The 13,466-nt window shown below is 44.5% G+C and carries 10 protein-coding genes; 6 read left to right on the top strand and 4 right to left on the bottom strand.

What is annotated here, in order from left to right; genetic code table 11:
• Window positions 1-81: 81 nt before the first annotated feature.
• The gene (locus H6G92_RS18150; RefSeq protein WP_190895037.1) at window positions 82-702 is read right to left on the bottom strand and encodes a flavin prenyltransferase UbiX; all 621 of its coding nucleotides are present in this window, start codon (window positions 700-702) and stop codon (window positions 82-84) included.
• A gap of 17 nt (window positions 703-719) precedes the next feature.
• On the bottom strand, window positions 720-3,074 hold the full coding sequence (locus H6G92_RS18145) for a ribonuclease R family protein (RefSeq protein ID WP_190895036.1): 2,355 nt from the start codon (window positions 3,072-3,074) through the stop codon (window positions 720-722).
• A gap of 947 nt (window positions 3,075-4,021) precedes the next feature.
• Here H6G92_RS18145 and H6G92_RS18140 point away from each other — a divergent pair.
• Window positions 4,022-4,933 (top strand): hypothetical protein, encoded by a 912-nt coding sequence (locus H6G92_RS18140; protein ID WP_190895035.1) that lies wholly within the window; start codon window positions 4,022-4,024, stop codon window positions 4,931-4,933.
• Window positions 4,934-5,094: 161 nt separating this feature from the next.
• Here the strand turns inward: H6G92_RS18140 and clpP are convergent, their stop codons facing one another.
• The gene (gene clpP / locus H6G92_RS18135; protein ID WP_190895034.1) at window positions 5,095-5,706 is read right to left on the bottom strand and encodes an ATP-dependent Clp endopeptidase proteolytic subunit ClpP; all 612 of its coding nucleotides are present in this window, start codon (window positions 5,704-5,706) and stop codon (window positions 5,095-5,097) included.
• 478 nt (window positions 5,707-6,184) lie between these two features.
• On the opposite strand from clpP, the gene H6G92_RS18130 reads away from it, so the two are divergent.
• The 4 genes from H6G92_RS18130 to H6G92_RS18115 all read left to right on the top strand — a co-directional run bounded on the left by H6G92_RS18130 (window position 6,185) and on the right by H6G92_RS18115 (window position 10,235).
• Window positions 6,185-6,340, top strand: a complete 156-nt coding sequence (locus tag H6G92_RS18130; RefSeq protein ID WP_190895033.1) for a hypothetical protein — start codon at window positions 6,185-6,187, stop codon at window positions 6,338-6,340.
• Between the two features lie 171 nt (window positions 6,341-6,511).
• Entirely contained in the window at window positions 6,512-8,566 is a 2,055-nt protein-coding gene (locus H6G92_RS18125) for a thioredoxin domain-containing protein (RefSeq protein ID WP_190895032.1), read from the top strand.
• Window positions 8,567-8,611: 45 nt separating this feature from the next.
• Window positions 8,612-9,208 carry a molybdenum cofactor guanylyltransferase gene (locus tag H6G92_RS18120; protein WP_190895031.1) on the top strand — a complete coding sequence of 199 codons (597 nt, stop codon included), beginning with the start codon at window positions 8,612-8,614 and terminating at the stop codon, window positions 9,206-9,208.
• A 55-nt stretch (window positions 9,209-9,263) separates the two neighbouring features.
• Complete coding sequence (locus H6G92_RS18115) at window positions 9,264-10,235, top strand: alpha/beta hydrolase (RefSeq protein ID WP_190895030.1); 972 nt, start codon at window positions 9,264-9,266, stop codon at window positions 10,233-10,235.
• 50 nt (window positions 10,236-10,285) lie between these two features.
• Here the strand turns inward: H6G92_RS18115 and H6G92_RS18110 are convergent, their stop codons facing one another.
• A complete protein-coding gene (locus tag H6G92_RS18110; RefSeq protein ID WP_190895029.1) occupies window positions 10,286-11,788 on the bottom strand; it encodes a family 10 glycosylhydrolase in 1,503 nt (500 codons plus the stop codon).
• 524 nt (window positions 11,789-12,312) lie between these two features.
• Between H6G92_RS18110 and H6G92_RS18105 the strand changes: the two genes are divergently transcribed.
• Window positions 12,313-13,248, top strand: coding sequence for an ABC transporter substrate-binding protein (locus H6G92_RS18105; protein ID WP_190895028.1), 936 nt, complete (start codon window positions 12,313-12,315; stop codon window positions 13,246-13,248).
• Window positions 13,249-13,466 lie beyond the last annotated feature (218 nt).

The raw sequence follows: 13,466 nt of genomic DNA, 5'->3' as shown, positions 1-13,466 counted from the left end.
CTTACTACTGACACTATCAGCCATCTCTATCATTACCCTTTTAGGACTATTGTGAAATTTTCGATGAGTCCACTGAGGGCGTTAGCGACGACCTTGCCACCGCTGAATTGGGATGCAGTCAATATCTAGTTGATCTAAAGCACGGGCAACTACAAAATCAACTAAATCCTCGATGGTTTGGGGATTATGATACCAGGCGGGAATAGCAGGGACAATTCTCACTCCAACTTCTGCTAGAGAGGTTAAGTTACGGAGATGGATGAGGCTAAAAGGAGTTTCCCGCGGGACAATGACCAGTTTTCGTCCTTCTTTGAGTTGGACATCCGCCGCTCGTTCTAGTAAATCGGAACTCAAGCCAACCGCTAGCTTTGCCACTGTGCTCATACTGCATGGAATGATCATCATCCCCAGAGTGGCAAAGGAACCACTGGCAATCCCGGCTCCAACATCACTCCAAGGATGACAGCGGAGTTTGCCCGAAAGTGCAACTCCAGCTTGCTCTCGCCAGAATTGCTCTTGCCCGGTTGGTTCTGCTGGCATCCGAATTTCCTGTTCTGATTGCCAAACCATGTAAGTAGATTTAGAGGCAACCAATTCAATACTATAATCCGCTTCTAGCAAAAATTTGATCGCGCGAACAGCGTAAATCAGACCAGATGCGCCCGATACGCCTAAAATTAGAGGCTTAGTGTTATTTGGCACGTAAAAGTTAGTTAATTTTACTCATCCTCAGAGTAGGGATCTAGATCGTCAGGCTCAATATCATTTGGCAAGTAGAGGTCTGAAAGATCGTCATTGGAAGCATTACCAGTTAAACCTTTGGCTACGCCATCGCTGCCGACTGTTACCAAATCAATTTGCTGACGGTAGTAATCGACACTTTTAACTTGTACAGCGACGCGATCGCCTAGTCTATAAGAAGCGCGATTTTTGCGACCAAACAGCGCCTGTTGTCTGGCACGATATTCATACCAATCGTCTTTGAGAGAACTGACGTGTACCAATCCTTCCACCCTCAAAGGCACACCAGGATTATTGCTGGATTCGACTTCAGCGGCTGGGACTTCAATTTCCACAAAGAAACCGTAGGATTGAACCCCAGTAATTACGCCTTGAAATACCTGACCGATGCGCTGCTTCATCAGTTGGGCTTTTTGCAGTCCGGCTAAATCGGCTTCAGCTTCTTGGACTTCTTTTTCTCGGTCGTTGATTTGGACAATTACCCTAGTCAAATCGCTTTGCAATTCTTGTTGTAATTCGGGGGGTAAAACGTTCCAGTTAATTTCCTCGTGGCTGGAGGAGTGGCGCAGGTTAACGCGCTCTCTCACACGGGTATTGCGGCGATCGCGTCCGTTTTCGAGTAGCGTGTAATACACTCTTTGCATCAGCAAATCTGGGTAACGCCGCAAGGGAGCGCTAAAGTGGACATATTGCGGTAGTGCCAGACCAAAGTGAGAACCTTTAGTGGTGCTGTACGCAGACGGCTTAAGTGTATCTTGTAATAAGTAGGTAAGAACTTGCTCAGAGGGAGATTCAGCAAAAGCTGTGGTCAAATGTTGATAATCTAAGGGTTGGATATCGACTTCTGGATCTAGTGTGAGGTCAACGCCTAAATTGACTGCCAATTTCAGCATTTCCTGGACATCTTCAACATCGGGTGTACCTTGGACTCGCCAGATGGCGGGAACACCAAGAGCATTTAAGTGAGTTGCTACTAGTTGATTAACTAACAGTACCAACTCCGTGAGTAGCGATCGCACTGGTAAATCATTGACCACCACAGCGCCGAGAATCCCCTCATCATAGTAAGCGTTTTGGCTAGGCGGCAGATTCAACTGGAGGCTACCACGAGTCAACCGTACCTGTTTCACGCCTGTTTGCAAGGCTTGGAGGTCTTGCAGTATTTGAGAAATCTGTGGAGATTGATCTTGAGCTTCACCTGTAAGAATTGCTTGAGCTTGTTCTGTACTCAGTGCAGTTTCTACGTTGATCACACTGGGTTGAATTTCCCATTCCAAGACTTGTCCTGATTGAGGATCAATTGTAATTAAAAAAGAGATAGTTAAGCGATCGCTCCCAGCTACCAAAGAACAGCGCTCTGCTACAGTCGGCGGTAACATTGGCAATACCAATTCTCCTAGATACACTGATTTACCCCGTTTGAGTGCTTCTCTATCTAGAGGTTCGTCAGGTTGGACATAGTGAGAAACATCAGTGATATGAACGCCCAAAAGCCAGTTTCCGGCTAAGTTTTTTTCTAAACTAAAAGCGTTTTCTATAACTTTGGTGTCGCCATTTACCCCTTCAATGGTGAAGGTAAACAAATTACGCAAATCTAGCCGATTTTTCAGGTCTGCTTTGAGCAGCTTTTTGGGCAACTTGGTGGCTGCTTCTAGAACATGATCAGGAAAAGTCCGGGAAAGGTCGTGTTTGCACGTAACTAAATCTATATCAGCAGCGGCTTCGGCATCGCTGCCGAGGATTTGTACCACTCGACCAAGGGGAGGATATTGTGCCAACGGGTAACGCAAGACTTCCACATGAACAAGATGATCGATCGCTTCTTCCAACTTCGCTTCGTTGGGTTGGATCTTGAGTTCAAACAGCAACCGATCATCTAAGGGCACAGCCCGGAAACCAGTTTCCACCTGCTTAATTCGTGCCAGTAACGTGTGGTTGGAACGTTCTAGAATCAGCTTCACCTCTCCTTCAGGAGAGCGACGGCGACTGCCTTCTTTGAGAACTCTGACCAAAACGCGATCGCCATTCCAAGCATTACTCAGATGACTTTCGCGGATGTAAATATCCTCGGCTCCTTCCACATCTTGAATAGCAAAGCAAAAACCTTTACTAGAGCAACGGAGTTTTGCCTCGATTATTCCCTCTTCTGAGACACGGCGGTACTTGCCCCGTTCTTTTACTAAAATGCCGATTTTTTCAAGAACATCTAAGGCAATGTGAAGTTTTTGTAAGCTTTTTTCATCTTCACAGCCAAGTTTCTTTTCCAAAACTTTCCGAGCTACCAATTTATCATCGGTGAAATTGGCAAGGAGTGTAGCGATTGAAAATTCCATGCAGTGAACCGACCTTTGGTCAAAACATCATTTTTTGTTTAATCTGGTTCTTTCCTGTATACCCTCACGGCTTACAGAAACAAGCTGGAAACGAATTGCCCTGAGGCAAGGCTTTCCAAGTTCCAAGGAAAGGAAGCCGACCCACGGACAACTCTGGGCGTCTACGAACTTCTCACTGCACCATGCTCTCAGAGTTCGCCTGCGTTCAAGTCTCTTCACCTAACCAAACTTAGAAAGCACGCCTGATTTAAGATTTAGCCCCGCTAGGTAATTACGCGACGGGTTTTTGAGAAGCTGGGTTTTAGAGAATCCATGCTGCCCAAAAGCGCTATGCAGGGGAGCCACTGCGGTCTTGGGGTTTCCCCAAGTGGAGCAAGTGGTGTGGAAACTACAGGTGTTTGATTGTCTAGAGTGAAGGTAATTTTACGCCATTAGACTCTGATTTTAACTAGGAGGAACTGCCGATGAACCCAATTTTCCCACATGTAGAATCGGTAACAATTAGGTGAGCAGCTTAATAAGCAGTGAGGGCGAACCTTATCTTCATTATTGTAGATTTAGAGCGCACTTCCAGAAAATAGTTCTAGATATCGACTTGGGTAATCAGTATAGCATTGCAGGCAAGACTACCCAGGTAAGTTAGCACTAGCCAAACAATTTCCTCAAAAAAGAGCTACTGCTACAATTAGGACAAAAGGCAAAGCAAGAATATTACCTTGATGACCCAAAGCAGAGAATTATACCTGCTCACCGCCTACCAAGAAACTGATGACAGATAGTAAGCAATTAAAAATGTTCGCGTAGCGTCTCGTAGAGAAGAAATGCAATATTGGCAAGCATCCTGGGTATCGAGTAGATGTAAATTAAAGTAAGGGTAGTTTACCTTGCTTGAGCATACAGGCAGTATCAACCCCGTTATTAAAAAGATTTAGATTGGTAGCAATATTATGTTGGCTCAATTCCAGAGCTTGTATCCCAAGGGCAGTCTGATTTCTGAATTAGTGCAAATTTTTCAAGGAAAATATATTGTCCGGGCAAGCGTGCAAATTGAAGGCGTAACCCGTGCTACGGGTATGGCAGCAGCAGAAACAGTAGAAGCAGCAGAAGACCAAGCCAGAACCAGGGCGCTGATAGTTTTGGGGATTACAAATGCGCCACCCGAATCAGTGACATTTACCTCAAATTCAATTTCCCCAGTGCAGCTAAACCCTTCCTTAAATACCAAAAGTGGATTGAATGAGTCTGCTGCCTATTCCTCTGTAAAAGATGAGGATTTTGTTGGTAGTCAGTGGTCAGTGGTCAGTGACAAAGAAATATCTTTGCCGCCTTCCAGAGTACGGAACATTAAACCAGAAGTAGTAACAACCAACAACGAACAGTACGGTAACAGCAGTGCTGTTCCCATACCAACGGAGACACGAAGCGCAAGTACAAGCAATACCTATAGCGAGGATTTAGGTCAAAATTTTCCTGTGACTGCCAACCGGGAGCTAGAATTTGCTCCTCCAGTTGAAAACTTGGAAGTAACGTCTAGTAACGAGATTGAAAATCAAACCTTTCCAGCAATTTCTGCCAATAATGTCACACCATTTACACCTCGGAGTTACAGCCCTCAAGAGGATGTCGCCACCCCGCCAGCGACAGGAAAGAGAAAGAAGAAAGCTGAACCCGTGGATTTATCGGATGTAATTGCTAAAACAGATGTCGAACTTCAGCGCTTAGGCTGGACACCAGAACAGGGACGGGAGCATCTAATTAAAACCTACGGCAAGCGGGGGCGTACTTTGCTAACCGAAGAAGAATTGCATGGATTCCTCAAATTCCTCCAATCTGAACCAGACCCAATAGCGGGATTTTGATTAGTCATTAGTCATTTGTAAGAACTAATGACTAAATCGGTATTAAGTACTTGAGCAGGCCACCAATTCCAAAAATAACCCCTCTTCACTTATGAAGAGGGGTTATTTTTAGGGGTTCAGGGAATTAAAAGTGGTAAATCACCATTAGCCAATCGTGGCTATTAATTAACAACAGCAACTGCTGGGCGGCTACCAGCGGCGTGACGGTCAATAACTTGGTCAATTAAACCGTATTCTCTGGCTTCCTCTGGCGACATGAAGAAGTCACGTTCAGTATCTTCAGCAATCCGCTCAATTGGCTGACCTGTATGTTCAGCTAAATAGTCGTTTAGCCGCCGTTTGTGGTAGAGAATTTCCCGCGCCTGAATTTCAATATCAGTCGCCTGTCCTTGAGCACCACCTAAAGGTTGATGAATCATAATCCGAGAATGAGGTAGACTCATTCGCTTACCCTTTGCACCAGCACTAAGGAGGAAAGCGCCCATACTCGCCGCCAATCCGGTACAAATTGTACAGACATCAGGGCGAATGTGTTTCATAGTGTCAAAAATGCCCATACCAGCCGTCACCGAACCACCGGGAGAATTGATGTACATATAAATGTCTTTCTCCGAGTCTTCGGCATCCAAATACAGCAGTTGGGCAACAATCAAGTTCGCAATGTTGTTGTCAACTTGTTGTCCCAAAAAGATGATGCGCTCACGCAACAGCCGTGAGTAGATGTCAAAGGCGCGTTCACCTCGACCCGATTGTTCAATAACGATAGGAATCATGGAAGCGTGTTTGTGGCTACTTTAAATACATTTTATCGGTGACAGCACGAAACTGGGGTTTATCTCTACTGTTCCCAAGCAGATAAATCAAACCTTTCTCGTTTTTCCTTCTCTAATAAGGGAGCAAAAGGTGCTTTTGCAAGAAATTCAACCCCTAAGGGCACTTTTTAGTGGCAAAACGTGTCTAAGACAATATCCCATGTGGGGAATAACAAACCAAAAAACTCCAATTATCGCCAATCTTATGCCTCGGCTTTTGCTGTGTACCCTTCTTGGCGATGTGGTGATAAGACCAATAACCGGAATTAGACTTGCTTAGGGAATTTTGTTAACTTCTAGTAACATTTTAAACATTTTTTTAGGATTTCCCTCAGCAATTATCAAGTTATTTTTGTTAGATTCAGTAAATCGATAGTACGAGGTGTATTTAGAATAACCAGTCCTACTTCAATGCTATCCACCCAGAGAGAGACGTGCCATGCAGGAAAAACTTGTACAAGCCGCCATCATCACCTTCTTGCTGCATCTGATAGCAGGACTTAGCCCAAATACTATGATTCAGACAAAGGCAGCATCACCTGTGCCAGAAACACCACCAAATATCGTTAGCTTGCTATTGCGATCGTTTCAGTAAAATATTTTACAAATTGCACAGGTGTGGGCGATATCAAAGACATGTAGTACTACCTCTTACCCAAGGGATAATTCGCTCGTAGGATTTCTTGCTTATGTACATAGCCGTCTAGGCTAACACTCCTGGGAACAGGATAGACTGAGCAGAGAAGGCAACTACTTGCATTTGATCATGACTAATCGCCTTGCTGAAGCTAAGAGCCTCTATCTCCGCAAACACGCCGAAAACCCGATTGATTGGTGGTCTTGGTGTGACGAAGCACTTGCAACTGCAAGGGCGCAGAATAAACCGATTTTTCTCTCCATTGGCTACTCTAGTTGCCATTGGTGTACTGTCATGGAAGGCGAGGCTTTTTCTGATATTGCGATCGCTGACTACATGAATGCCAATTATCTTCCCATCAAAGTAGACAGGGAAGAAAGACCTGACCTCGATAGCATCTATATGCAAGCTTTGCAGATGATGAGTGGTCAAGGGGGTTGGCCTTTAAACGTATTTCTTTCCCCAGAAGATTTGGTGCCCTTTTACGCTGGTACTTATTTCCCTGTAGACCCGCGCTATGGTCGTCCTGGATTTTTGCAGGTGTTGCAAGCTCTTCGCCGTTACTACGACACAGAAAAAGCAGAATTACAGCAACGCAAAGCCTTAATTATTGAGTCGCTGCTCACGTCTGCGGTGTTGCAAGACGGTACAACAAATGAGCTTGAAGACCGTGAATTACTCCGCCAAGGTTGGGAAACCAGCACAGGTATAATTACTTCTAGTCAATCTGGCAATAGCTTTCCGATGATCCCCTATGCAGAATTAGCATTGCGGGGAACTCGATTTAATTTTGAATCTCGGTATGATGGCAAGCAAGTTTGTACCCAACGGGGACTAGACTTAGCGCTGGGTGGCATTTATGACCATGTGGGCGGTGGCTTTCATCGCTATACTGTTGACCCTACTTGGACAGTACCCCACTTTGAAAAGATGCTCTACGATAATGGACAGATTGTGGAGTATATAGCAAATTTATGGAGTACAGGAATACAAGAACCAGCGTTTGAGAGAGCAGTTGCTGGTACTGTACAATGGCTGAAGCGGGAAATGACCGCGCCTGAAGGTTACTTCTATGCTGCTCAAGATGCCGACAGCTTCATTGCATCCACGGCAGTAGAACCAGAAGAAGGAGCCTTTTACGTCTGGAGTTACAGCGAACTACAACAACTTTTAACACCTGAAGAATTAACGGAATTAGAACAGTTTACTGTGACACCTAACGGTAATTTTGAAGGACGTAATGTCTTGCAAAGACGCCATGCAGGTCAACTGAGTGCAACGCTGGAAACGGCACTGAGCAAGCTGTTTACCGCTCGCTATGGCGTTAGTTCTGAGTCTCTAGAAACTTTTCCCCCGGCTCGTAACAACCAAGAAGCAAAAACTGCTAACTGGCCAGGTCGGATTCCTTCAGTGACAGATACGAAGATGATTGTCGCTTGGAACAGCTTGATGATTTCCGGGCTGGCGAGGGCTGCTGGGGTTTTTCGACAACCGTTATATCTGGAATTAGCAGCACGAGCAGCAAATTTTATTTTGGAAAATCAGTTTGTCGATGGGCGTTTCCACCGACTCAACTATCAAGGAGAACCCACCGTTTTAGCTCAGTCTGAAGATTACGCCTTTTTTATTAAAGCTCTCTTGGATTTACAAGCTTCCAACCCGGAGCATAAGCAATGGTTAGAAAAAGCGATCGCTATCCAAGATGAATTCAACGAATTTCTCTGGAGTGTAGAACTAGGTGGTTACTATAACACATCTAGTGATTCTAGTCAAGATTTAATTGTGCGGGAGCGTAGTTATGCTGATAATGCCACACCATCAGCTAATGGAATTGCGATCGCTAACCTTGTCCGTCTCGCCCTACTCACCGATAATCTAGATTATTTGGATTTAGCAGAACTTGGTTTGAAAGCTTTTAGGAGTGTAATGCATCGCGCTCCCCAAGCTTGCCCCAGCTTGTTTACAGCTTTGGATTGGTATCGCAATTCTACCTTGATTCGCAGCACCACTGAGCAAATAAACTCTTTGATCCCCAAGTTTCTGCCGGTGGCTGTGTTTGCCATCACATCTGATTTACCAGAGGGAAGCGTGGGGTTAGTTTGCCAAGGTTTGAAGTGCCTTGCACCAGCGGCAAATGTAGAGCATTTATTGCAGCAAGTCCAGAAAAGTCAAAATAGAGGATAATTTTGGCAACATTAGACGCATAACCATGAATTAGGTGAAGTGAGAATGACGATCCGAAGCGAATTAACTGCCATTGTGTTAGCTGGGGGTAAGAGTTCTCGCATGGGTCAGGATAAAGCTCTGATTCCCATTCAAGGAGTGCCGTTGTTACAGCGAGTTTGTAGCATTGCTCAAAGCTGTGCTGATGTTGTTTATATAGTTACTCCCTGGCCAGAACGCTATCAAGACTTGCTTTTGCCTGGTTGCCAGTTTATTCGGGAAGTGCCTTTATCTGGAGAATCTCTAGCCCACGGGCCTTTAGTTGGATTTGCCCAAGGATTAGCCGAAGTACAGACAGAATGGGTGCTGCTGTTAGCTTGCGATTTGCCCAGGTTGCGGGTTGAGGTGTTGCAAGATTGGGTAACTAGACTTGATAGTGTGGGAGATAATGCGATCGCAGCTTTAGCTCATCATCCGAAAGGCTGGGAACCTCTATGTGGTTTCTATCGCCGTAGGTGTTTGCCACAACTTTTAGAGTTTATCAACCAAGGGGGGCGATCGTTTCAACAGTGGCTTCGGCAATATCCTGTAGAAGTTTTGCCCTTAGTAGAACCCGAAATGCTGTTTAACTGTAATACACCAGAGGACTTGGCTTCAAGTTAATTCAAAGTATAAAATGCTAGTCTTTAACGATTAGTTCACTTTTATATCATCTACCATGCCTATCTACGGCCCCGATGCGATTAATTTTGACGGTGTAGATGGTCATCGTTATTGGTTTCAAGAGCCTTTTTCTTATACTGGCGTAGCTGATATTGATGAACGATTAAGTGGCTTTCCGGTTGCTGTCTTTCTGCCACATAATCGACTTGCACGAGATACGCCTTTAGTGATTGGTTTGCAAGGAATGAGCGCTCCCTATAGCTGGAACGCCTTCATCGTATCGGCCCTGACACAGATGGGCATAGCTGTAGCTTTGTTCGATACACCCTTGGCTGGTGAGCGTAGCTTGGTGCGTACCTTCACGGCGATGGCAGACCATGAGATTAAGCCTTTAATTGACAGGGGTATCTCATTTGACACTGAGTTACTTTTATGCTTATTTCGCAGGACTGCGGCTGATATTGCCAGAGTCCGTGACTTTTGTGGCGATCGCTATGGACTCAGTAATCGTCGACTGGCATTATTCGGCGTTAGTATGGGAGTTTTGCAAGCCGCCTATGCCTTTACTGCTGATGGAGTTGGGGAGCGTTTACTGGGTGCGATCGGTCATGCCGATCTCCAGTCTTTTGCCAAAAGTTGGGGCTACTTGGTCTTACCAGATTTAGCAGCTTCCCCATTAGGTGGAGTAGCAGAAGCATTGCTGGAACGAGTGCAACCCAATCTCAAACCCGTAGTTAAGCTTTTACAATTAGCCAAAAATCTGAAATATCCAGATGAGTATGCTTGGGCGTGCAACCCAATGACCTACATTGAGCAGGTACAGCCTCCGCGTCGGGTTCGTTTTTTAGTGGGCGCTAGCGATCGCATTGTGAATATTCGAGATGCCCGTGCTTGCGCTGGGCGCTTTCTGGATGGTGACTGTTATGTAGTTCCTGGTATGGGACATGGCACCCACAAATGGGGGCCATTATTTGTAGACCACGTGCGTTATTTCCTCACGACGCAATTGGGTGATTGGCGAAATTGACGCTCATACCATTTCTTTTTAAATTATTTATCGGGATTCCTCCTGCCTCCTTAACGAGTGCGACAAAATTTGCGATCGTTATCATTCTGAGGATATTGCCAAGAATAGGCAAAATGGCTAACACCCTTCAGTTGGGGGGCGTATTGGCGAAGTGCCTGCATTTGTGCTTCTAGGGATGGACGATTACTAATCGATTCTCCCCATTTGCCGGCTAAAGCTGGAATCACTTGAGTACCAGGTTTTGTCATACTCAAAACCCGCTGCACTTGCGCCACAATACAACTGACATTATTGCAATTTCCATAAGCCATAGGATGCCACTGCAATGTAGTGGGGAAGCGATCCCAAGGTTGCAAACGGGAATCATACCCTTGTCCTACAGTTTGGTTTCCATCTGGGAAAAACACGACTCCCGTGGAAATACCTTGCTGTTTTGCTGGGTAACTGGCTACGGTGACAAAATCTAGAATTCCTTGCATGGCGTGGGCAACGGCGAGCTGCCACAATTCCCATTGCAAAAGTGGTTGTCTGTCGGTTGCAGAGAGGATTGATTTTTGCGCTGGTGAGGGAGTGCGTCCTTGCCAAAGGGGTTCGCCTTCTTGGGGATAAAGTTTATCAACTTCCGCTATATCTCCAGGGGTGACGTATCCCTTACTCAAAAAGCGGCGAATCAAGTCCAGCCCTTTGTAATTCTGTGCCCGTTTAAACAAAGCTTCTTGGATTGCGGGACTAAATAGCCATAAATCTGAAACTTTAGTGGCGATGGAATCACTTCCTGCTTGGCGCGGATAACGCACGTAGTCTAATAAAATGCCATCTGGGCGACGGCGCAAAACTTCTTGTACTAATTGGTAATAGTCGCGTTTTGCTTGCAGGTTGTAGGGGTCGATAAATAGTTGAGAGCCATTATCTACCACATATAAGCTCGTTTGACCTTTGCCATTACGAGCGATCGCACTTTCTCTATCTCGGCGCTGGGCGTAAGTATAGCCAAAATTGGTAGTAAACATCCAGGCGTAAACTTTTAAACCGCGTTGCCGACCTTTTTGAATTGCTGTGGCGAGTAAATCGACGTTTTCTGCCCCTGGAGTGCGAATCACAGAAGGCCAAACCGTCGGGTTAGCTGTTGCTGGCAATAATACCTGCCCGTCGTAAAATACTTCTAAATAAACTTGGTTATAGCCACGGTTGACAATCCGATCCATAACCTGATCAATTGTTCCTGGCTGAATGTCACAGGGATACAAGCGCAACCAGAGAGCTTGGATTTGAGGCCAAGTCCGAGTACGGCACTCCTGTAATTCCTGTGCCTGTTTTTTGACTAAGTTTTGGTAGCGGGTTTGGGCATCTTGCTTGCCTTTGAGGGCTGATAAACGTAAGTTTTCTTTTTCTTGCGCCGCCGCTGATGATAACTGACAGTACTGGGGGGTTACTTGCGCTCTTACTGGCTCACTCCCAAAGTTGGGTAGTAATGAACTACTAGTGAAAACAACAGCGAATAGGCGCCGCCAAAATAATGTTGATCTTGCAACGTTCAACGGATGATTAGACATACCTAGCAGTAGATGGACACAATAATCATCGACCCCAACTGAGATAATTGTGGGCAACGTGTATCAAATTATATAGTTAAGTTGTAAGGGTTTTAAAACCTATTTTTTCAAGACTGCCAAAGGACTATTTGTGTTGCCGGATTTTTTTATAAAGATATAAATGCATACAGGGCAGTATAAAACACCAGAATACAAAGTAAGTTTAGTCTACTATTGGGTAGATTTTGCCTCTATCTTAGTTAGTGACAATCTGCCAAAAGCAGTAGGATTTTTGAACCAAGAATACCTGAGTTTTAGCTTTTGTCATGACCCAAATCTTTTTAATCTCTGACTTCGTTGATATCCCACTTAAAAGCTTATAGCTATATAGCTAAATTTCATTAAAACTATCAATAAACAAAACAGGAGGTGAGGAAACGCATCTACGCAACGATAGCGGAGTCAATAAAAGCTACATTTGCTATTTTTGAATGTGGTGCTGAGTATATTTTTTATGCCATTCTTACCCCAGAAGGAATTTTAATATGTATCGTCGTTGGCTCTTATCTGCTTTAGCACTTTTGATGAGTATAGTTTTAGCTGCTTGCACGACTGCAACCACTCAGCAGACAGAAATAAAAGTTACAAATCCTACTGAGACGATAAACACAAATTCTCAGCAATTACCAAAAGGATCAGCACAAAGAGTTGTTGCTCTTTCTTCTCTTTCTGCTGACATTATCTCTCGACTTGATCAAACAAAAATTGTCGGAATCACTGGTAGTAAATTATTTAATAATGATTCAAGATTCAAGGATATTCCCCGTGTTAGTGAAGGACAAAGCCCGCCAAATCTAGAAAAAGTGGTAGCACTCAAACCAGATTTAGTTATTGGTGCAGAAGGATTTTCTAATATCCCAATTCAAAAACTTCAGCAGCTAGGAATTCCAACCTTGATGACTAAGGTGAACAACTGGAAATCTTTAGAAGAACTTACTAAAAACCTTGCTAAATCAATTGATGCTGATCCTCAGCCTTTGTTAAATCGTTACAAAACTTTCTTGCCAGAAAAAGCAACTCAGGGTTTTTCTACTCTTGCGCTGGTTAGTCGTCAACCAATTTTAGCGCCTAATAAAAATAGTTGGGCAGGAGATTTGCTGGCGAAATTTCAGGCGAAAAATATAGCAGCAGATTTACAAGGAAAAAGTCCAATTGGTGGCTATGTGACGCTTTCGGCTGAGAAAGTTTTAGAAGCAAATCCAGAGGTGATAATTTTGGTGAATCCCCCGCAAGGAAATTCGGAAGTAGCGCTGTTAGATTCGCTGAAAAAGGAAGCTTTTTGGCAGCAATTGCAAGCAACTAAAAATAACCGAGTTTATGTGTTTGATTATTTTGGCCTAGTGAATCCAGGTAGTATAGATGCAATTGAAAAGGCTTGTCAGCAGCTTAAGCAAGTATTGTTTGTATCACAGGGTACTTAGCCCAATAAATATAATTTAAAATCTTGTTTTCAAGTTCTACCTTGATAAATAAGGGAGGCGGAACCTCCCGATAGGCATTCCCAGTCTCTGACTATTGGTGACAACTTAAGAAAAAGGTAAGCTTGTCAACAGGTGCATCAAGGGAAAAAACGATGGGAAATCCAAGAGTCGGAAACCCAGATCACAAGCGGGATAGAAACATGCCAGCGCCAGAAAAC

The organism is Nostoc foliaceum FACHB-393 (genome assembly GCF_014698505.1).
In the GTDB taxonomy this organism is placed as follows: domain Bacteria; phylum Cyanobacteriota; class Cyanobacteriia; order Cyanobacteriales; family Nostocaceae; genus Nostoc; species Nostoc foliaceum_A.
The sequence above is the reverse complement of the archived record's forward strand: the minus strand, read 5'-3'. Positions and strand labels throughout refer to the sequence as shown.